Raw genomic sequence first — 20,695 nt, forward strand, 5'->3', positions numbered from 1 at the left:
GCGAGGCTGGATCGCGTCCGACGCCCAGTCAGACCGGTTAAGCCCAGCTTCGGGAGTCGCAACCGCCAGGTTCCTTGTTTGTTCCCAATCTGCGACCAGAGTGTACGCGCTGACGGAGGCCATGGCCTCCGAGCACGAAGCCCGGCGGGCGAAGTCGCGCCCTGCACGCGAACAACCTCACCCCTGACACCAAGGCGGCCGGAATGGCGGCCGGGACCTAACCCCCTACCGGCGGCCGGCCCCGCCGGTGCCCGGATTTGAACCTCGCTCACCGGACCGAACGGTTGGGGCGGATACATCCAAGGACTTTCGTCGGGGCGCCACTCGTTGAGCGCCAAATAGCTCATGGTCTGCCCGCGTGGATGTGCTATGCACCCCGCATCATGTCGGCCACCCGGTCCTTTTGGCGTTCGTTGCTCACGGTCTTCCAGATCGTGTCGCTTGCCGCCTTTTCGGTGGCGGGTGCGGGACACTCGCACGCGGGGGAGCTTCACGTCGGACACGACACGTCCGTCTCGGTCGGGTACCAAGTGACCGGAGGGCCAGGTCAGGTTGACGACATGGTGGGCCATGCCGACCGAAGCGCCGAAGAGTCGGTGGCTGGTCCTTGCGGCCTTTGCTGCCCAGTGTCGTTCGCGCGCTGGGACTGCTTGACCGTCGTGGTTGCCTGGAAGCCCGAGCGAACGTTGGCTGGCGTCCGCAAAGTCACGTTCGACAGCGTGGTTCCTGAGACGCTTCCCGAACCCCCTCGAACCTTCGCCTGAGGTCCGCGCTCCAACGCGCGCCCTGAGCGGCTGTCCGTGAACGACAGCCGCCAGCCTCCTTTACGCGAAGGCTCGATCATCCCATGCGTGTTCTCTCCGCCTCCGCCCTGCGGACGGCTCTCCTGGCGTTTGGCCTCTGGGCCGGTGCGCCGACGCTCGCCGTCGCCCATGAGGGGCACGACCACGGCAACGAGGCGCAGGCTCCGGCGGCGGCTACAGCGCCGCGCAGTACGTCGAGCACCGACGCGCTCGAATTGGTCGCCATCGTCCGAAGCGGCCGCTTGGCCGTGTTCCTCGACCGTGTGGGCACCAACGAGCCTGTGACGGACGCCGTCGTCCGAGCCGAGACGCCGGACGGCTCCCTCACCGCCTCGCCCATGCCGGACGGCAGCTACGCGGTCGATGCACATTGGAGCCTGCACCCCGGCGAGCACGAGGTGCTCTTCACCGTGACCGCGGCAGGCTCAACCGACATGTTTCCGGTCACGTTGACGGTGCGGGAGGCACCGCCGCCGAAGTCTGAGGCGGGTGTCTCCGCGTGGGCATCCGGCCTCGCCGCGGCCCACGACTTTCAGCGCCACCTGAAGGAGGCCGACCCGCTGCCGCTGGCCATCGGCAGCACCGGCTTCCTTCTCGGCATCGCGGTCACGCTCCTGATGAAGGGGCGCCGTTACTTGCCGGCCACTGCCCTCGTCGCCCTCATCGTCGCCCTCGCGTTCGCGCCGCGCGCCTTCGCGGGCGAGGGGCACGGTCACGGGAGTGCCCCCGGATCGCAAACCACCCTCATGGCCGCCCCGGCGCCGGCGGGACAGGACTTGGCGCGACGTCAACCGGACGGGTCGATCTTCGTGCCCAAGCCCACCCAGAGGGTACTGGCCGTGCGCACGGTGGTGACATCCTCCGACATCATGCGCCGCACCGTCGAGCTGCCGGGGCGCATCGTGCCCGATCCGAGTGCCAGCGGGGTCGTGCAGTCCTCGGTCGGCGGCCGGCTCTCGCCGCCGGAATCCGGGATCTTCCCGCGGCTCGGCACGCGGGTGCGCAAGGGCGAGGTGCTGGCCTATGTCACGCCGCCGGTGCAGGCGGTCGACGCCTCCGACATGCGCCAACGCCAGGGCGAACTCGACCAGCAGATCGCAGTCACGGAGCGACGGGTCGAACGTTACCGCAAGCTCGCACCGGGCGGCGCCGTATCGCAGGTGCAACTGGAGGACGCCCAGGCCGAGCTGAAGGGTCTGCTCGACCGCCGCGCCGCCCTCGACACAATCCGCCAGCAGCCCGAAGCACTCAAGGCGCCGGTCGACGGCGTGATCGCCGAGGCGACCGCCGTGGCCGGGCAGATGGCGAGCCCCGGCGTGCAGGTGTTCCAGATCGTCGACCCGACCCGCCTCTGGATCGAGGCGCTGAGCTTCGACGCCCTCACCGGCGGCCAGCACGCCACCGCCCGCCTTGCCGACGGTCGCATGCTGCGCCTCGCCTACATGGGCGCAGGGCTCGCCGACCGCAGCCAAGCCGTGCCGATGCACTTCGCCGTCGAAGGCGCGCCGTCGGAACTGCGGACCGGGCAGTTCGTCACCGTGCTGGCCGCAACCGACGCACAGCAGAAGGGGTTGGCGCTTCCGCGCATGAGCGTGGTGCGTGGCGGCAACGGCCAAAGCATCGTCTACGAGCACACCGCGCCGGAGCGCTTCGAGCCCCGCGAGGTGCGGGTCGAGCCGCTCGATGCGGGGCAGGTGCTGGTCGTCTCCGGGCTCGCCGCGGGCAAGCGGATCGTGACCCAAGGCGCCGAACTCCTCAACCAGGTCCGCTGAGGAGGCCAACCCGTGTTCACGCTCCTCGTCACGCAATCCCTGCGCAACCGCCTCCTCGTACTGGCGCTTGCCGCGGTGCTCGTCATCTACGGTGCCTTCACCGCGACCAAGCTTCCGGTCGACGTATTCCCGGACCTCAATCGGCCGACGGTGACGATCATGACCGAGGCCGAGGGACTCGCCCCCCAGGAGGTCGAGCAGCTCGTCACGTTCCCGGTCGAGACGCAGATGAACGGCCTGCCGGGCGTGACCCGGGTGCGTTCCGTGTCCGGCGTCGGCCTCTCGGTGATCTACGTCGAGTTCGACTGGGGCACCGACATCTACCGCAACCGCCAGCAGGTCGCCGAGCGCCTCGCGATGGTGCGCCCGCAACTACCCCCAAACGTCAACCCGATGATGGGTCCGGTCTCCTCGATCATGGGCCAGATCGTGATGGTCGCCCTCAACGGCGGCACGGTCTCGCCGATGCAATTGCGGGAACTCGCCGACTTCACCATCCGACCACGCCTGCTCTCGATCCCCGGCGTCGCCCAGGTGATCCCGATGGGCGGCGAGGTGCGCCAGTTCCGCGTCGCGCCCCAGCCCACGGCCCTGCGGGCGCTCGGCGTCACCCATGGCCAACTGGAGACGGCGCTGGCTCAGTTCGGCACCAACACCGGCGGCGGCTTCACCGACCAGTACGCCCGCGAGTACCTGATCCGGAACCTCGGCCGGAGCATGAGCCTCGACGACCTGCGCAACATGGTCGTCGCCACCGTCAACGGCCGACCGATCTACCTGCGGCAGGTGGCCGAGGTCTCCTTCGCGGCCCGGGTGAAGCGGGGTGATGCCGGTTACATGGGCGCGCCCGCGGTCGTGGTCTCGGTCGAGAAGCAGCCGGCCGTCGACACGGTGCGGCTCACCCGCGAGGTCGAGACGGCCCTCGCGGAGATCACCGCCAGCCTGAACGCCTGCGGCCCCGACGCGGGCAAGGGCAGCTCGGATCGGACGGGTCCGTCCGTGGCCGAACCCGTCGGCGAGGCATGCGCCTTCAAGGGCGTGCGCGCCGACCAGCTCATCTTCCGGCAGGCGAACTTCATCGAGACCTCGATACGCAACGTCGAGACGGTGCTGATGGAGGCCGTCGTCGTCGTCGCGGTGGTGCTGTTCGCCTTCCTCTTGAACGTGCGCACCACCGCGATCTCGCTCACGGCGATCCCGGTCTCGATCCTGGCGACCGCGGTCGTGTTCCACCTCGCCGGGCTGTCGATCAATACGATGACCCTTGGCGGCCTCGCCATCGCCATCGGCGAACTCGTCGACGACGCGGTGGTCGACGTCGAAAACATTTTTCGGAGACTCGGCGAGAACCGTAAAGCGGGTAACCCCAAAAGCGTCTTCACAGTCGTGGTAGAGGCCTCGAACGAGGTGCGCTCCGGCATCGTCTACGCCACTATGGTGATCGTGCTGGTGTTCGTGCCGCTCTTCGCCCTGTCGGGCATCGAGGGCCGGCTCTTCGCCCCGCTGGGTCAGGCCTACATCGTCTCGATCCTGGCGAGCCTCCTCGTCTCCATCACCCTGACGCCGGTGCTGGCCTACTACCTGCTGCCGGGCCTCAAGCGACTGGAGGAGCATGACAGCCAATTCCTCAAGTGGCTTAAGCGCGGGAACGCCGCCCTGCTGCGCGGCCTGCTCGGGCATGGCCGGCCGGTCATGGCGGTCGCCGGTCTGGCGGTGGCGGCGGCCGGGCTCGCGGCGACCTTCCTGCCACGCACCTTCCTGCCGCCGTTCAACGAGGGCTCGTTCACGGTCAACATGACCTTCAACCCCGGCATCTCGCTGGCCGAGAGCAACCGGATCGGACTGGTGGCGGAACGGCTGCTCCTGGAGATGCAGGACGTGAAGTCCATCGGTCGCCGCACCGGCCGGGCCGAGCTCGACGAGCACGCGGAAGGCGTCCACTCCTCCGACCTTGAGATCGACCTGAAGCCGGGGTCGCGACCCAAGCCCGAACTCGTCACCGACATCCGCGGGCGCCTCGCGGTGCTGCCCGTCAGCGTCAACGTCGGCCAGCCGATCTCGCACCGGCTCGACCACATGCTCTCGGGCGTGCGCGCCGAGATCGCGCTCAAGATCTTCGGCGAGGATCTCGACACCCTGCGCGCGCTCGCCGAGGACACGAGGGCGCGGCTCTCGGACATCCCCGGCCTCGCCGACCTCCAGGTCGAGAAGCAGGTGCTCATCCCCCAGTTGGAAATTCGCGTCGACTATGCCCGCGCGGCCCTCTACGGCGTCCAACCCGCGGCCCTGGTCGAGCAGTTGAGCCGCCTGTCGAACGGGCAGGTGGTCTCGCGGGTGGTGGACGGCTACCGCCGCTTCGACGTGGTGATGCGCCTCTCCGACACGATGCGCACGACCCAGCGCCTCGGCGACCTCCTCATCGAGACCCCGTCCGGCTGGGTGCCGGCCCGCCAGATCGCCGACATCCGCGAGACCGACGGGCCGAACCAGATCCTGCGCGAGAACGCCCGGCGCCGCATCGTCGTGCAGGCCAACACCCAACCCGGCTCCGACATGGGAAAGATCGTCCAGGCCATCCAGGAGAAGGTCGCCGCGGCGAACTTGCCCAACGGGTACGCCACGAGCCTGGAGGGCTCTTTCCAGGCCCAGGCAGAGGCGAGCCGGACCATCGGCCTGCTGTCGCTGCTCTCCCTCGCCCTGGTCTTCGCGCTGCTCTACTCCCGTTACCGCTCGGTCGTCTTCACGCTGATCATCCTAGGCAGCATCCCGCTCGCCCTGATCGGCTCGGTGGCCGCCCTTTGGATAGCCGGGCAGCCACTCTCGGTCGCCTCGATGATCGGCTTCATCACGCTGACCGGCATCGCCACCCGCAACGGCATCCTCAAGATCAGCCACTACCTGAACCTGGCGATCCACGAGGGCATGCCGTTCGGGCGCGACCTCGTCATCCGCGGCAGCTTGGAGCGGCTGGCGCCGGTCCTGATGACGGCGCTCTCGGCGGGCGTCGCCCTGGTGCCGCTGATGATCGGCGCCGACGCGCCGGGCAAGGAGATCCTGCACCCCGTGGCGGTGACGATCTTCGGCGGCCTGATCAGTGCGACGCTGCTCGACACCGTGCTGACCCCGGTGCTGTTCCTGACCTTCGGCCGCAAGCCCCTGGAGCGGCTGCGGGACGAGGCCCGTCACCGCCCCGAGGCTTCACCCGAGGCACCGAGAAGTTCGCCCGTCGAGGCGTTCTGAGACCTTCCCGACCCCCGAGAAAGGACATCGTCATGCGCTCCCCCTTCCGCCTCGCCGTCGTTGCCGTCGCCATCGCCCTCGCGTCGCCCTGCCTCGCCGCCGGCCCGAACGGCGGCCAGACGACGGTCGCCGATGGACATCCCGTCGAGTTCGTCGCGACCGAGACCGGCATCACCTTCTTCGTGACCGGTGAGGACGGCAAGCCGGTCGAGACCGCCGGCCTCTCGGCCAAGGCATTCGTGCAGGTCGGAGGCAAGACGGAGACGCTGACCCTGAAGCCGGGGGCGCCGAACAAGCTCATGGCCGACCTTAAGGCCCCGCTGGCGGCGGGAGCGAAGGTCGTGCTGTCCGCGAAGATGCACGGGCACAACATCCAGGCGCGGTTCGAGAAGCAGTAGGGCCGTCGGTGGGGCGGCCCGTGCGGTTCCTTCCGCGCAGGCCGCCTCGGCCCGGCTACCTCCGGGTCAGGACAAATGGCCCAGGAGCACCAGGAAGCCCAGGAGCAGGAAGCACACCGCCAGCACCTTGACGAGGTCGCGTCCCGCCCGCCTTCTGACGTGCGGACGGGCACGACGCCTGCCGCGCGGCTTGGACTCCCATCTCTCGATTTCCCGGGCCAGCTTCTTGCCTACCATGGCCGCGCCGCCTCAGACGGGAAGGTGCGGGAACTCCGCGGAGAGTGCCTCGTCCTCGACCTGGACGGTGACGTGCTCGATGCCGTGCCGCTCCTTCATTAGGCCCCGCACGGCACGGATCACCGCCGGCCCGCCGGCGACGTCGTCGACCACCACGTGCCCGCTCATCGCGTCGAAGCCCGACGTCAACGTCCAGGCATGCAGGTCGTAGGCGCGGCGCACCCCCGGCATCGCCTCGATCTCGGTCTTCAGGGCGGCGAGGTCCACGCCGGGAGGCGTGCCCTCCAACAGGATGTGAAGGGCTTCGCTCAGCAGTCGCCAGGTCCGGGGTACGATGAACAGGCCTATGCCGGCGCCGATGAGAGGATCGACCCAGGTCCAGCCCGTGCCCATCACCACGAGGGCCGCGAGGATGACGCCGACCGAGCCCAGCATGTCCGAAAAGACTTCGAAGTAGGCGCCCTTCACGTTGAGGCTCTCGGACGAGCCGCCCGACAGCAGCTTCATGCTGGCGAGGTTCACGCCCAGCCCAACCAGCGCCACCAGCATCATCGGCCAGCCGAGGATCTCGGTCGGCTCCACGAAGCGCCGATAGGCCTCGTAGAGGATGTAGGCGGTGACCCCGAGCAGCACGACGGCGTTGGCGAGCGCCGCGAGGATCTCGAAGCGCATATACCCGAAGCTCTTGCCCGCCGTCGGCGCCTTGGCCGCGTAGTGAATGGCGAGCAACGCCAGGGCGAGGCCGCCGGCGTCCGTGACCATGTGCGCGGCATCCGCCAGGAGCGCGAGGCTGCCGGTGAGCAGGCCGCCGACGACCTCGGCGAACATGTAGGTCAAGGTCAGCCCGAGCGCCCAGGCGAGGCGTCCCTTGTTGCGGGCCGCAGCCGAGCCCGAGGGAATGCCGCCGCCGTGCGAATGCCCATGGCCGCCGCCGTGTGCGTGTCCGTGTCCCATATGCCGATCCCAGGTTTGCGATGATGTGTCCGACCGCGGGTTTCAGGGCGCGATTCCGCCGATCAGGTCGGCCACGTGTGCGCCAGCCGGATGCCCGGCCTCGACGTGGTGCGTCCCGGAACAGGCCTGGTATCCGGGGCCGAACGTCGTCATGACGAGTTCGCGCCGTCCGTCCGCGGTTTCGCGGCTGGCCAGCAGCGCCTGCCCACCGGGCCAGAGTTCCGCATCCGCCGTCGGTCCCGGCTCGGGTTCGCCGTAACGGCGAACGCCTTCGTCGTGGATGGCCCGACGCGCTTTCGCGAGGTCGTCGCCGGAGAGTGGCACGCCGACCCAGACCACCTGCTGCAGCCCCTCGGTCCGGCAGATCACCAGGATGACCTCGGCCGTCCCGGGTCCCGTGGCCGGCCGCCAACCCTGCGGGTAGTACAGGGCCGTCAAGTTCGCCTCGCGGTCGACCTTCAGCGGACGGGGCACTTCGGAGAGCGGTCCCCACGCAAGGCCGAACGGCGCCTCGCCCGCATCGGCGGCGAGGGCCGGGACGACCGCGAATGCGGCCGCGTGAAGGACGCGCAGGTGCCACCTCATCGCTCGGTCTCCCGTCGGACCCGGTTCCTAGGACGCGGGTCCACGCAGTCGGTGGTAGAGGGCACGAACCGCGTCCGAGTAATCGGTGGCCGGATTGGCCGCGCAGAACGTGCGTAGGAAGTCCGCCTGGGCGGCCAAGGGCATGGAGGGCGGCGCGAGGTCCAAGCCCTCGTCGACCCCGTCCGGCGCCCGGATCAGCGCGCCGCTCATGAACCCCTGCGCCCAGGCGAAGTAGTCGCGCTCCATGGCTGGCTGCGCCGCGGCATCCGCGCCGAACCGGGCACAGGAGGCGGCACCGATGCCGACGATCTTGGTCGGCTCGGCCTGAACGGCCATGGTCAAGCCGAACCACACGAGCATGCCCGACCGGACCCTTCCCATCGGGGCTACTCCGCCGCCTTGAGTTGGCGAGGAACCGACGGCGCCGGGCGCTCAGCCGCTGCCGTGGTCTCGACCCTGCCGAAGCGCGCGTACAGGGCCGGCAGGACGACCAAGGTCAGCAAGGTGGCGCTGATCAGGCCACCGATGACCACGGTCGCGAGCGGCCGCTGGATCTCGGCGCCGGTTTCCGTGGCGATGGCCATCGGCACGAAGCCGAGCGAGGCGACGAGCGCCGTCATCGCCACCGGCCGCAGTCGGATCATGGCGCCTTCGAGGATGGCCTCGCGCTTGGGCCGTCCCTCGGCGACGAGTTGCTTGATGAAGGTCAGCATCACGAGGCCGTTCAGCACCGCCACGCCCGAGAGCGCGATGAACCCGACCGCCGCCGGCACCGAGATGGGCATGCCCCGCAGCCACAGCGCCGCGATGCCGCCGGTCAGGGCCAGGGGCACCGCGCTGAACACCAGCAGGGCGTCCCGGGGCGAGCCCAGCGCCGAGTAGAGCAGCAGGAAGATGAGGAAGAAGCAGACCGGCACCACGATCATGAGACGTTGCTTGGCGGAGGCGAGGTTCTCGAACTGGCCACCCCAGGTGACGTAGTAACCGGACGGAAGCTGGACCTGTGCGGCGACCTTTCCTTGCGCCTCCGCCACCAGCGAGCCGATGTCGCGGCCGCGCACGTTGGCCGTCACCACGACCCGACGCTTGCCGTTCTCGCGCGAGATCTGGTTCGGCCCCTCGGTCACCGAGAACGACGCCACCTGCTTGAGCAGGACCGAACTCGCCCGTCCGTTCAGCCCCGGAGGAAGCGGCACCGGGATGTTCTCCAATGCCTCGCGGTCCTCGCGCACCTTGTCGTTCAGGCGCACGACGATGGGGAAGCGCCGGTCGCCCTCGAACACCACGCCGGCATCCTTGCCGCCGATGGCCGCGCCGATGACCTCCTGGATGGCGCCGACGCTGAGCCCGTAGCGGGCGGCCTCGGCCTTGTTGATCTTGATTTCCAGGAACGGCAGGCCGGCGGTCTGCTCGACCTTGACGTCCTCGGCCCCGGTGATGCCGCGCAGCACCTGGGCGACCTGATTGGCCGCCTTGAGCATCGGCTCGAACTCCTCGCCGAACACCTTCACGGCGAGGTCGCCGCGGGTGCCGGCCAAGAGCTCGTTGAAACGCAGCTGGATCGGCTGGGAGAACTCGTAGACGTTGCCGGCGAGTTCGCCGACCGCCTTCTCGATCTGCTCCTGCAGGTCCGCCTTGGACAGGCTCGGGTCGGGCCATTCCTCCTGAGGCTTCAGGATGACGAAAGTGTCCGACGAGTTCGGCGGCATCGGGTCCGATGCGACCTCCGCCGTGCCGGTTTTCGAGAAGACGTAGGCAACCTGCGGGAATTTTGACACGGCCTGCTCGACCTTCAGCTGCATCGCTTGGGACTGGGTCAGCGAGGTCGAGGGGATGCGTGTGGCGTTGAGCGCGATGCTTTTCTCGTCGAGCTGCGGGATGAACTCGGTGCCCAGGCGTGTGGAGAGGATTCCCGCACCGACGAGGAGCAGGAGCGCTCCGACGACGAAGGCGACGGGCGCGCGGACCGCAGCGGCCAGCACCGGGCGGTAGGCTGCCTTGAACGCACGGATGATGAAGTTGTCTTCCTCGGTGACCTTGCCGGTGATGACGATGGAAATCAGGGCGGGCACGAAAGTCAGCGAGAGGACGAAGGCGGCCACGAGCGCGATGATGACTGTCAGCGCCATCGGCTCGAACATCTTGCCCTCCACCCCGGTGAAGGTCAGGAGCGGGACGTAGACCAGGATGATGATGGCCTGCCCGTAGAGGGAGGGCTTGATCATCTCCTCGGCCGAGGCCCGCACCGTCTGCAGGCGCTCCTCGGTGTCGAGGCTCCGCCCGAGTTCGTGCTGCTTCTCGGCGAGGTGCCGCAGGGCGTTCTCGGTGATGATGACCGCCCCGTCGACGATCAGGCCGAAGTCGAGCGCGCCGAGGCTCATCAGGTTGGCCGAGATCTTCGCCTCGACCATCCCGGTCATGGTCATCAGCATGGCGACCGGGATGACGAGCGCCGTGATGATGGCCGCGCGGATGTTGCCGAGCAGCAGGAACAGGATGACGATGACGAGGGCGGCGCCCTCGGACAGGTTCTTGGCCACGGTCTTGATGGTGGCTTCGACGAGGCGGGTACGGTCGAGGACGGTCTGCACCTCGACCCCCGGCGGCAGCGACTTGCGGATCTGCTCCATGCGTGCGTCGACCGCGGCGGCGACCTTACGGCTGTTGTCTCCGATCAACATCAGGGCCGTGCCGATCACGACCTCCTGGCCGTTCTCGCTGCCGGAGCCGGTGCGCAAGTCCTTTCCGATGCGGACCTCGGCGATGTCCCGGATGCGCACCGGGACGCCGGCACGGGTGGCGACGACCACGTCGCCGATCTCGTCCATGCTCTCCAGGCGCCCGGCGGCGCGAACGACGTAGCCCTCGCCGTTGTCCTCCAGGTAGCGGGCGCCCTGGTTGGCGTTGTTCGTCTCCAGGGCGCGGGCGACGTCACCGAAGGACAGGTCGCGGGCGGCGAGCTTCGTTGGGTCCGGCTGGACGTGGTACTGCTTCTCGAAGCCGCCGATGCCGTCGATGCCGGCGACCCCCGGGACCGTCTTGATCTGTGGGCGGATGATCCAGTCCTGGACCGTGCGCAGGTAGGCGGTCTGCTCCAGTTCCGTCCTGAGGCTCTGACCTTCCGGCGTCAGGTAGCTGCCGTCCGGCTGCCAACCGGGCTTACCCGCGGCCGAGACCTGGCGCTCGCCCGGCTTGGCGTAGTGGATCGACCACATGTAGATCTCGCCCAGGCCGGTCGAGATCGGGCCCATGGCGGGCTCGGCGCCGGGCGGCAGGTCCTGCTTCACCTGCGAGAGGCGTTCGGCGACCTGCTGGCGCGCGAAGTAGATGTCGAGCTTCTCCGCGAAGACGGCGGTGACCTGCGAGAAGCCGTTGCGCGAGAGCGAGCGGGTGTATTCCAGCCCCTTGATGCCCGCGAGCGCGGTCTCGACCGGGTAGGTGACCTGCTTCTCGATGTCGACGGGCGAGAGCGAGGGCGCGGTCGTGTTGATCTGGACCTGGTTGTTGGTGATGTCCGGGACGGCGTCGATGGGCAGCTTGGTCACGGCATAGCCACCGAATCCGGCCGCCAGCAGCGACAGCAGCAGCACGAGCCAGCGCTGGTGGACGGAGAAGTCGAGGATCTTCGAAATCATGGCCCGTCCCCTCAATGCGCGTGGTCGGCTTCGCTCTTTCCGAGCTCGGCCTTGAGGAGGAAGGTGTTGCCGACGGCGATGGCCTCGCCGGGCTTGAGACCCGAGGCGACCTCGTAGGCGTCGTCGTCGGAGCGCCCGAGTTCGACCTCGCGCTTCTCGAAGCCCTCGTCTGTGCGGACGAAGACGACGCGCTTGCCCTCGACGGTCTGGAGGGCCGCCTTGGGCACGCTCACCGGAACGGCATCCCGCGAGATCTCGACCTCGGCGGTGACGTAGGTGCCCGGACGCCAGGCCATGTCCTTGTTCGGCAGGGCGACGATGACCTTGGCGGCACGCGTGTCGGCGGTGAGGAAAGGACTGACGAAGACGACCTTGCCCTTCTCGTGCTGCACGCCGCCCTCCTGGCCCGGCGCGACCGTGACGGACGCGCCTTCCTTGACCTTGGCGAGTTCCGAGGTCGGAACGGCAAGTTCGATCCACACCGTTGAGAGGTCGGCGACGGTGTAGAGGTCGGAAGGGTCGCCTTCCTTGCCCACCGCGGTGCCGACGTCGACCTTTCGCTCGACGATGCGCCCCGACATCGGCGAGCGCAGTTCGTACTGGCGCAGGCTCGACAGGTTCGGGGTGGTCTCGTCGCGCTTGGCCAGCTTGGCCACCGCCGTCGCGTCGAGCCCCAGCGCCGACAGCTTCTGCCGCGCCAGATCCTGGCGCAGCGTCGCCTCGGAATAGACCGCCTTGGCATTCAAGAAGGCGCTCTCGGCCGAGATCCGCTTGTCCCAGAGCGCCTGCTGCCGTTCGAAATTGGTCTTCTCCAGGTCGGCCTTCACCGAGGCGGTGAGGTACTCGCTCTTGGAGTCCGCGACCTCGCGGCTATCCAGGACGGCAACGACCTCGTCCTTCTTGACGGCGTCGCCCAGGCGCTTGCGCATCTCGGCGACGGTGCCGACGACCCGGGCAGGGACCCGCGCGATCCGGTCGGTGTCGGGCGTGATCGTACCGGGCACCAGGATATGGCGAGACAGCATGGCGCCCTCGGCTTTGGCCACCTTGATGTCCTGGTTCTCGATCTGCTCGGCGGTCATTTTGACATGACCTTCCTCGCCTTCGGCCTCGGAGTGGTCATGCTCGCCTTGGGTCTGCTCGGCCCCGGGCTTACTGGCCGGCTTGCCGTGACCGTGACCGTGTCCGTCGCCCGCGGCGTGGCCCGCCTCGCCGGGGGAAGCCTCGGCGGAATTCGCGGCGGTGGGGCCGCTGGCGAGGTTGAAGACGGTCGGCGGCAGGCCAGCCGATATCAACAGCCCCTGGACGAAGCCGGAGACGGCGGGAACCGCAGCGCCCACGAGGACGCCGACGGCCAGGATGAGGGCGGTCAGGATGATGCGCATGATGCCTGCTCGGGCGTGCCGGAAGCCGATGACGGACATGCCGGACAATCGCGGTCGGTGACGTGAGGAGACGGCTCGGGTCGGTCGGACCCGGGTTCGTGACGCGCCGCCTTCGCGGCGTCACCTCAGGCGCGCGGCGGCCTTGGCAGGCGGTCGGGAGAGACCGAGGGCATCCTCTCGGACAATCTGGCGTAGGAGGGGCGCGTTCCGTCGGGGAGCGGGGCATCGCCGGCGACGGTCGTGCTCAAGGCGACGTGGCAACCGCAATGGACGTGGTCGGCTGACCCGGGGTCGGAGGCATGATCCAGGCCAGACACCGTATGCGGGACGAGCGAGAGTTCGCTCCTGTCATGGCCTTGACGGCCCTGGTGAGAGACAAGGTCGTCCATGAGACCGGCGCCGGGCATCGCGATGGCCAGCGCCAGGACGAGCGCGAGGGCGGCGGTTGCCCACCACCCCGTCATCGCTCCGAAGCTCATATGGCGCCGCGCCGAAGTCATCACCGTCCTTATCTGCGATTCCGAGGCTGTGTCGCAAGCTGCGGTCGCCCGTTGTGGTGAAGGCTTCCCTGGTCGGAGGATACTGAATGGTCGCTTCACGCCCCGTTCAAAGCCGTCGGCAGAGCCTTGTGCGACCAGCAAGGAATTTTCGTCCATGAAACGTCGCTTGATCACCCTGACGACCGCTGCCCTCGCATCGGTCCCCATGACCGCGTCGGCCCAACATTACGGCTACGGACCACCTCCCCACCATCATGAGGAGGTGCGCCGCCACCATCACGGCGACCACGACCACGTGGAGGTTCGTCGCCATCATCACGACGACCGGGACGAGAACCGCCACGGCTTTGAGCGCCACGATCACCGCGAGTTCGACGACTGAACGTTTCGGTCGACCGAACCAAGGCGGACGCCCGCCCCGACTTGCGTCGAGGCGGGCGTTTCCACGATGCGTGAGGGGGCTGTATCGCACCGTGAAAAGTCGTCCGGGCAAGGGGACGCCGCGAGCGCGTAGCCGAGGCCCGTTGCCAGGAGCGCGAAGACGACGAGCAGGGGCAGCAATCGCATCGCGCGTCTCCCGCTCATCGTGTCACCTCGTGGGAAGCTTACTTCTTGCCGGGCTTATCCTGGCTGTGCCCGTGCGCGTGGCCGTCGCCTTCGCGGTGCGCGGGCTTGCCGTCCGGGCCTTTCTCCTGCGCCTCCCGCACCCGCGGATCGTCACGGTGGGCGGGTCCGCCGGAGACGTCGCCCGAGTTCGGGACGCTGCGCTCCGGATTGGAGGCGTTGCCGTGCCCGTCGACCGCGAGGGCGGGCGTGGCCGCTCCGGCCAGCATCGCGGCGGTGAGAACGGCGGCAAGCGTACGCTTCATCGATCTGTATCCCTTCCATCGGCCACATCGGCCGCTTGAGGAGTGGAGATAGCCGACCCGTTTGACTGCCGTTCGCCGCGTTCGTGACGAAGTGTGTCAGGCGCGCGTGCCGACACACTTCGTCAAGGTCGAGCAAAGCCTCGGCCATGGGGTCGACGTATCCCTACCGGCTCCCCGCAGGACCGGACGCCGGGTCGAACGCGACCCCGGCGAGATCCGACGCGGCAGCGACAGGTGGCCAAGTGGACAGATCTTTCCCGTCGAGACCCGAGACCCGCGTGCCCCTGGCCGTCGCGCTGGCATTCCTGGCGGGTTCGGCCGACTCGATAGGCTTCCTGGAACACTCTCAACTGTTCATGTCGTTCATGAGTGGGAACACGACCCGGTTCGGCGTCGCGGCCAGTTCCTTCGATTGGTCGGGCGTCACCAGGTTCGGCAGCACCATCGCGCTGTTCTGCTTCGGTGCGTTCGCCGGCACCCTTGTTGCGGCTTGGGCTGGGCGGTGGCGTCTTTCGGTCCTGCTCGGCGCGCAGGCCGTCCTGCTGTCCATCGGCAACCTCCTGCCGGAAGCTTCCGATGCGTTTCCTCTTCATGCCTATCCCGTCGTCCTTGCCCTCGGCATGCTGAATGCGACGCTGCAGGATGAGGCCGGGCGGAGCCTCGCCCTGACCTACGTCACCGGAACCGTCGTACGTTTCGGGACCGGTTTGGCGAACATGGTCCTGCACAAGCCCGCGCCGTCGTTCTGGCTCCAGGCACCGCTTTGGGCGGGCCTGACGCTTGGCGCGGTCGCCGGCGGCTTCATCCAGAAGGCCCTTGGTCCCGATGCCTTCCTCGTTCCGGCGGCCCTGTCCGCGTCGCTGGCTGTCGCAGGCATCATCCTCACGGTGGCACTGCCTGGGAGCGGCTATGTCTCGAACGAGCGGTCGGCGCAGCCGGACGCGCACCCCGACGCACCGGCGACCGCCCGGTAGGCCGCGTCTCAATCGCGTCCCTTCGCCCTCGGCAGGCGGATCTCGGCCCGCAGGCTGCCCTCTGGCCGGTTCGACAGGACGAGCGTGCCGCCGTCCGCCTCGACCGCGCGCCGGGCGATGGTCAGTCCGAGCCCCGTCCCGCCCGTGTTGCGGTTACGCGACCCCTCCAGCCTGGTGAAGGGCTGGAAGGCCCGGGCGACGTCCTCCGGCGCGATGCCGGGGCCGTCGTCGTCGATGCGCACCACCAGGGTCGCCTCTTCGATCTCGATGCCGACCCGGACCCGGATCCCGTAGCGCACACCGTTGTCGACAAGGTTCTCGACCGCGCGGCGGAAGGCAACGGGACGTACCGACGCCAGCGCCCGGCCGGGGCCGTCGTAGCCCACCTCGCGGCCCACGTCCGCGGAGGCGTCGGCGACGCTCATCAGCACGCTCGCCACGTTGACGACCTGCCGTGCTTCCGGGTCGGCTTCGCCACGCAGGTACGACAGCGTCGCGTCGATCATGGCCTGCATGTCGTCGAGGTCGGCAGCCATGGCACGGCGGTCCGCAAGGTCATCGACCTTGTCCAGGCGAAGACGGAGCCGGGCGATCGGCGTGCGCAGATCGTGCGAGACCGCCGCCAAAGCCTGCGTCCGTTCCGCGACGAGGCGGTGGATGCGCCCTTGCATCGCGTTCAGCGCCCGACCGATCCCGCGCGTCTCGTCCGGTCCGACCTCAGGCACGGACACGACCGTACCGTGCCCGATCCGGACGGTGGCGTGCGTAAGTTCCCTGAGCGGGCCGGCGATCCGGTGCACCAGCACGACGGCGGCGACGCCGACCAGGATCGCCATCGCGGTGGCGAGGTACGCCCAGGGTGCAAGGTGGACCAGGTGAGGCGAATGGGCGGACCGGAAGGTCAGGAAACTGCCGTCCGGCAGCGGGAAGGCGCCGCGCAGGTCCTGTTGGTGCAGCGGCTCGTCCGGCGCCGCCAGGGCGAGCGCCAGACCTGGGCCGAGCACGGGCTCGATCTCCAGGACGCGTTCGCGCAGATCGCGCAAGGCGGGGTCTGTCTTGCCCGTCTCGGCGGATTCCCCCCGCTCCCAGCCTATCTCGAAATGACCCGACGAGAGGGCTTTTGCCTCGATGCCGCGCTCCCCCGGCGGTCGCCGCAGTACCGCTTCCCGCGCCAAGACGAGCTGTCGCGCCACTTCGTTCGCGAACGCCTCGTCGGCCGCGGCCGACGCCGACTGACGGTACAGCAACAACGCGCCCCCGTGGACCACGAGTACCGCCAGCAACAGCACGGCGACGGTGCGCCCCTCCAGGCTGCGGGCAAGATCGACCAGTTGTTTCACGCCCGCTCGACCTTGGCGGCCATCATGTAGCCGGAGCCGCGAACCGTCTTGATCACGGGGAGCGTGCCCTCGGGCGGTTCGAGCTTGCGCCTCAGGCGGCTGACCAGGGTGTCCACGCTACGGTCGGACGGGGCGGCGAGCCGTCCGCGGCTCATCTCCAGGATCTGCTCGCGGCCGAGCACGCGCCCGGGATGCTCTAGGAACACCATGAGTAGGTCGTGCTCGGCCCCCGAGAGGTCTACGGCAGCCCCCCCGGGATCGGTCAGCTGCCGGCTGCGCAAATCGAGCCGCCAGCCGGCGAAGGTCAGAACCTGTGCCCTCTCCGCCGCGGTGGCGGCCGGCGCGATGGTGGTCCGACGCAGCACCGCGCGGATGCGGGCAAGGAGTTCCGGCCGGCCGAACGGCTTGGCGACGTAGTCGTCGGCTCCGAGTTCGAGTCCGAGTACCCGGTCCGCCTCCTCGTTGCGGGCGGAGAGCATGATGACCGGCACGGTGCCCTTGCTGCGCAGCGCCCGCAGCAGATCGAAGCCGGAGGCGCCGGGCAGCATCACGTCGAGCAAGACGAGATCGACCGACTTCCCGGGCAGAAGCGACCACATCTCGGCGCCGCTGCGGCAACCGGTGACGCGGTAGCCGCTCTCCCTCAGGAGTCGCGTGACCAACACCCGCATGCCGTCGTCGTCTTCGATCAGGAGGATGTGCTCCTGTGCGCAGCCCGCTCCCGGCCTGTCATCGCGTTCCATCAGCCACCGTTTCATCCATCGCCGCGGGGTCCATTGCGAACAAAGTCTCCGTCAGATTCAGATAACGCATCAGGGGACTCTCATCGAGTGGGCCACGAACGTCAATGAAGTCACTTGTATAAATTTTGCATATTTTATATTGTCGATACGACTGCTCGACCAAAAATACGACCAATTTGATTTGATAGTATGCTCTATACATAATTAAATGTAATTTACGAGGATATCAAAATTTTGAAGTCAGAAGCGGTCGATGCCGGGTGAGTACAAATCGGCCTATGGATCCGGCTGTCGCGGAGGTGCGAATGGAGCGATCCGATGCTCGTTCGCCCGATTTCCCGGAAAAGAGCTGAACGGTGGTTCGAAGACATCGCCGAATACTCCTGAATTCGGACGGGCCGGCGCTCGGATTACTCTAACACCATGAGGCGTGAATTAACCTTTTTTTAACTCTAACTCATTAGATTTGATTAACAAATTTGTGCACGCCGGGACAGGATGCCGGCAAGAGGGAGGCTGGCGGCGATGAAGGACGACATTTCCGGGCCAAGCTTGGCGTCTGCCGCCCTACGCATACATCAGGGTCGCATGCGCGTGTCGGTCGAGAATATTGCCAACGCGCGTTCCACGGCGTCCGCCCCAGACGGCGAACCCTATAGGCGCAAGATTGCAGTGTTCGAGCCGATCACAGGCAACACCGAAGAGGCACCGGCCATCCGTATCGTACGCGACAAGACCGAATTCCCGACGGTTCATAGTCCTGGACACCCCGCCGCCGATGCTGGCGGCAACCTCAAGCTTCCCAATGTCCGCCCTACGGTCGAGATGTCCGAACTTCGCTCTGCGATGCGAGCGTACGAGGCCAATCTGCGCACTATCGCGACCTTTGACGACCTGAAAGGAAAGACGCTCGCGCTACTGAAGAGCTGATGTCATCGACCCGAAAGCCTTTCGTGATGACGCATCAAACGCGGCCGGCACGTGCGCCATCAACCGACAAGCTCATCGAGCAAGAGCAATAGCAGGAAGCCTGCGAAGAACATCGCGGTCACCCATGGACGGTCCTCCGTTTCGTGTGCCTCGACCAAAAGTTCCTCCGTCACGAGGTAGAGGAGCGCAATCAGGCCGAAGGCGAGAAAGCCGCCGCGGATGGCCGCGGGCAGCGTGGCGACCGGGCCGCCGAGCAGCGCACCGAGCGGCAGCAGGACGACGAGGGCGGCGGTCAAGCCGACCACCCTGGCTTTCGAGGTTCCGCCCTCGCCGAGTTCGTTCGCGACGGTCAGGCCGAGGAACAGCACCTCGATGGTCAGGGCGACCGTAAGCAGGAAACCGGCCTTGGCGCCCGCTGCGAAGGCGATGCCGAGGACGAGCCCGTCCACCAAGATATCAATTCCGGTGACGGTCAGTAGACCGACTGGTCCTTTCACCCGACGCTCCAGAGTGCGGACCGCGAGCATGGCGGCAACACCGACGCCGCCGCCGACCAGGGTGGCCCAAGGCGATCCGGCATGCTTGAGGTCAGGCAGGATCTCGCCCGCCGCCGCGGCGAATACGACGCCTGCGGCGAAGTGCTGGATGGCGCTGACCAAGACGGGTCCCGGCCGCATGTTGACGGCGACCGCGGCGCCGAGGACGGCGGCGGCTGCCGGGATGAGGGTATAGAGCCAGGCTTGCATCGCAGGTTCAGACCACGCCGTCCGGGGCCAGGGCGCAGGCGGTCGTCTCGCTCGTCTCGACCTGCAACGTGACGTGGACGATCCCGAAGCGGCCCCTCAATTCGCGTGCGGCTCGTATAAGGAAAGCGTCGTCCGTGCCGTCCGGCCTTACGAGATGGCTCGTCAGGGCGACCTCGGTCGTGCTCATCGGCCAGACGTGATAGTCGTGGACGGCCGTGACGTCCTCCAAGCCCCGCAGATGCGCGCGCACGGCGTCAGGGTCGATGCCGGGGGGCACGGCGGCGAGCGACATCCGCACGCTGTCGCGCAGGAGTCCCCAAGTGCTCCATACGACCGCCGCGGCGATGAGTAGGCTGGTCACCGGATCGAGCCAACGCCAACCCGTCAGGGCGATAAGCAGGCCGGCGACGACGACGCCCGCCGAGACGGCGGCATCGGCGGCCATGTGCAGAAAGGCCCCCTTCACGTTGAGGTCGCCTTCGCGCCCCGATGCGAACAGCCAAGCGCTGATGCCGTTGATCAGGATGCCGATGCCCGCGACCACCATCACGGTGGTCCCGGCCACCGGTGCGGGCTCACCGAAGCGCCGGACGGCCTCCCAGGCGATGGCGCCCATGGCGACGAGGAGGATGACCGCGTTGAACAAGGCGGCCAGGATCGAGGAGCTCTTCATGCCGTAGGTGTAGCGCGGCTTAGGCGCCCGTTTCCCGAGAATGGCCGCGGCCCAGGCGACGGCGAGCCCGAGTACGTCCGAGAGGTTGTGGCCTGCGTCGGCGACGAGGGCGAGGGAATTGCTCAAGAACCCGTAGACCGCCTCGACGATCACGAAGGCGACGTTCAGACCGATGCCGACGGCGAAGGCCCTTCCGAAACCGAAGGATGCCTGAGCATTGCCGGAATGGCCGTGTTCGTGTCCACCTCCGTCACGGAGGGCACGGACGGAGCGATCTGCGTGTCCGGTCATTGGGAAATCCGCTCGGCTTCATGCCCTCGGCGGGGCGTCCGACATATGCGGCACGCCTAATTCCTCTAGCGACTGGAGGAGCAAGGGGTTTCGAACGTGGTGAGCGCATAAAATCCAATTCCGCGTGGCCGTAGGCATCAGTGAACCTCGTGCAGGCATTCACCGTGATCGGCCAGCACCTCGACGATGCGGCATTCCCGGACACTGCCCCGCGAGCATTGATCCAGCATCGCCTGGACCTCCACCCTCAACCCGGTGAGCCGCGCAATCCGGTCGTCGATGTCAGCGAGATGCCGGCGGGCGATTGCGTCTACCTCCCCGCACGGGCGTTCCGGCTGCTCGGCGAGATCGAGCAGCGCGCGGATGTCCTCGATCTCAAATCCGAGTTCACGCGCGTGCCGAATGAACCGAAGCCTGCGGACGTCGGCCGCGCCGTAGGTCCGCCGGTTGCCTTCCGTTCGGGACGCGCGCGGCAGGAGTCCGCGCTCCTCGTAGAATCGGATGGTCGGCACCTTCACGGCTGCCTGCCGCGACAATTCCCCGATTGCGATGGGCTTCAAGATATTTGCTCCTCTAGTCGCTAGAGGAAGTAGGGTCGCCTTAACCACAAGGAAGGCACC

General features: G+C 67.8%; 18 protein-coding genes. 6 read left to right on the forward strand and 12 right to left on the reverse strand.

Annotation, left to right across the window (positions count from 1 at the left end; translation table 11 throughout):
- Positions 1 to 847 precede the first annotated feature (847 nt).
- The 3 genes from AKJ13_RS01870 to AKJ13_RS01880 are packed head-to-tail and all read left to right on the forward strand — an operon-like array spanning position 848 to position 6,213.
- Positions 848 to 2,575: an efflux RND transporter periplasmic adaptor subunit gene (locus AKJ13_RS01870; RefSeq protein ID WP_003596852.1), complete on the forward strand. Its 1,728-nt coding sequence runs from the start codon at positions 848 to 850 to the stop codon at positions 2,573 to 2,575.
- Positions 2,576 to 2,587: 12 nt separating this feature from the next.
- Complete coding sequence (locus AKJ13_RS01875; RefSeq protein ID WP_003596851.1) at positions 2,588 to 5,815, forward strand: efflux RND transporter permease subunit; 3,228 nt, start codon at positions 2,588 to 2,590, stop codon at positions 5,813 to 5,815.
- A gap of 32 nt (positions 5,816 to 5,847) precedes the next feature.
- Entirely contained in the window at positions 5,848 to 6,213 is a 366-nt protein-coding gene (locus AKJ13_RS01880; protein ID WP_003596849.1) for a hypothetical protein, read from the forward strand.
- A gap of 66 nt (positions 6,214 to 6,279) precedes the next feature.
- Here AKJ13_RS01880 and AKJ13_RS32125 read toward each other — a convergent pair whose 3' ends face one another.
- From AKJ13_RS32125 to AKJ13_RS01905, 6 genes are read right to left on the reverse strand one after another with little or no spacing between them, the layout of a single operon-like run.
- The gene (locus tag AKJ13_RS32125; protein ID WP_003596848.1) at positions 6,280 to 6,450 is read right to left on the reverse strand and encodes a hypothetical protein; all 171 of its coding nucleotides are present in this window, start codon (positions 6,448 to 6,450) and stop codon (positions 6,280 to 6,282) included.
- Positions 6,451 to 6,462: 12 nt separating this feature from the next.
- A complete protein-coding gene (locus tag AKJ13_RS01885) occupies positions 6,463 to 7,404 on the reverse strand; it encodes a cation diffusion facilitator family transporter (RefSeq protein ID WP_003596846.1) in 942 nt (313 codons plus the stop codon).
- A 42-nt stretch (positions 7,405 to 7,446) separates the two neighbouring features.
- Positions 7,447 to 7,989 (reverse strand): hypothetical protein, encoded by a 543-nt coding sequence (locus tag AKJ13_RS01890; protein WP_003596842.1) that lies wholly within the window; start codon positions 7,987 to 7,989, stop codon positions 7,447 to 7,449.
- A gap of 27 nt (positions 7,990 to 8,016) precedes the next feature.
- Positions 8,017 to 8,370: a hypothetical protein gene (locus AKJ13_RS01895; RefSeq protein ID WP_003596841.1), complete on the reverse strand. Its 354-nt coding sequence runs from the start codon at positions 8,368 to 8,370 to the stop codon at positions 8,017 to 8,019.
- A gap of 5 nt (positions 8,371 to 8,375) precedes the next feature.
- Positions 8,376 to 11,624: a CusA/CzcA family heavy metal efflux RND transporter gene (locus AKJ13_RS01900; protein ID WP_003596840.1), complete on the reverse strand. Its 3,249-nt coding sequence runs from the start codon at positions 11,622 to 11,624 to the stop codon at positions 8,376 to 8,378.
- A gap of 11 nt (positions 11,625 to 11,635) precedes the next feature.
- A complete protein-coding gene (locus AKJ13_RS01905) occupies positions 11,636 to 13,009 on the reverse strand; it encodes an efflux RND transporter periplasmic adaptor subunit (protein ID WP_003596839.1) in 1,374 nt (457 codons plus the stop codon).
- Between the two features lie 387 nt (positions 13,010 to 13,396).
- Here AKJ13_RS01905 and AKJ13_RS32510 point away from each other — a divergent pair, with 387 nt between their 5' ends.
- Entirely contained in the window at positions 13,397 to 13,891 is a 495-nt protein-coding gene (locus tag AKJ13_RS32510; protein WP_244471485.1) for a hypothetical protein, read from the forward strand.
- Positions 13,892 to 14,114: 223 nt separating this feature from the next.
- Here AKJ13_RS32510 and AKJ13_RS01920 read toward each other — a convergent pair whose 3' ends face one another.
- A complete protein-coding gene (locus tag AKJ13_RS01920) occupies positions 14,115 to 14,378 on the reverse strand; it encodes a hypothetical protein (RefSeq protein ID WP_003596834.1) in 264 nt (87 codons plus the stop codon).
- Between the two features lie 278 nt (positions 14,379 to 14,656).
- Here AKJ13_RS01920 and AKJ13_RS01925 point away from each other — a divergent pair, with 278 nt between their 5' ends.
- Positions 14,657 to 15,352, forward strand: a complete 696-nt coding sequence (locus AKJ13_RS01925; protein ID WP_012455875.1) for a YoaK family protein — start codon at positions 14,657 to 14,659, stop codon at positions 15,350 to 15,352.
- 8 nt (positions 15,353 to 15,360) lie between these two features.
- On the opposite strand, the gene AKJ13_RS01930 is transcribed toward AKJ13_RS01925, so the two are convergent.
- On the reverse strand, positions 15,361 to 16,692 hold the full coding sequence (locus tag AKJ13_RS01930; RefSeq protein ID WP_003596830.1) for an ATP-binding protein: 1,332 nt from the start codon (positions 16,690 to 16,692) through the stop codon (positions 15,361 to 15,363).
- The gene (locus AKJ13_RS01935) at positions 16,689 to 17,450 is read right to left on the reverse strand and encodes a response regulator transcription factor (protein WP_003596829.1); all 762 of its coding nucleotides are present in this window, start codon (positions 17,448 to 17,450) and stop codon (positions 16,689 to 16,691) included. The genes AKJ13_RS01930 and AKJ13_RS01935 overlap by 4 nt, the downstream gene beginning before the upstream one ends.
- A gap of 510 nt (positions 17,451 to 17,960) precedes the next feature.
- Between AKJ13_RS01935 and AKJ13_RS01940 the strand changes: the two genes are divergently transcribed.
- Positions 17,961 to 18,365, forward strand: coding sequence for a flagellar basal body rod C-terminal domain-containing protein (locus AKJ13_RS01940; protein WP_003596828.1), 405 nt, complete (start codon positions 17,961 to 17,963; stop codon positions 18,363 to 18,365).
- Positions 18,366 to 18,424: 59 nt separating this feature from the next.
- Here the strand turns inward: AKJ13_RS01940 and AKJ13_RS01945 are convergent, their stop codons facing one another.
- The 3 genes from AKJ13_RS01945 to AKJ13_RS01955 form a co-directional block, all read right to left on the reverse strand.
- On the reverse strand, positions 18,425 to 19,111 hold the full coding sequence (locus AKJ13_RS01945; RefSeq protein ID WP_003596827.1) for a hypothetical protein: 687 nt from the start codon (positions 19,109 to 19,111) through the stop codon (positions 18,425 to 18,427).
- 7 nt (positions 19,112 to 19,118) lie between these two features.
- Positions 19,119 to 20,075 (reverse strand): cation diffusion facilitator family transporter, encoded by a 957-nt coding sequence (locus tag AKJ13_RS01950; protein ID WP_003596826.1) that lies wholly within the window; start codon positions 20,073 to 20,075, stop codon positions 19,119 to 19,121.
- 137 nt (positions 20,076 to 20,212) lie between these two features.
- The gene (locus tag AKJ13_RS01955; RefSeq protein ID WP_003596825.1) at positions 20,213 to 20,635 is read right to left on the reverse strand and encodes a helix-turn-helix domain-containing protein; all 423 of its coding nucleotides are present in this window, start codon (positions 20,633 to 20,635) and stop codon (positions 20,213 to 20,215) included.
- Between the last annotated feature and the right edge of the window lie 60 nt (positions 20,636 to 20,695).

The organism is Methylobacterium sp. ARG-1 (assembly GCF_001262595.1).
Taxonomy (GTDB): domain Bacteria; phylum Pseudomonadota; class Alphaproteobacteria; order Rhizobiales; family Beijerinckiaceae; genus Methylobacterium; species Methylobacterium brachiatum.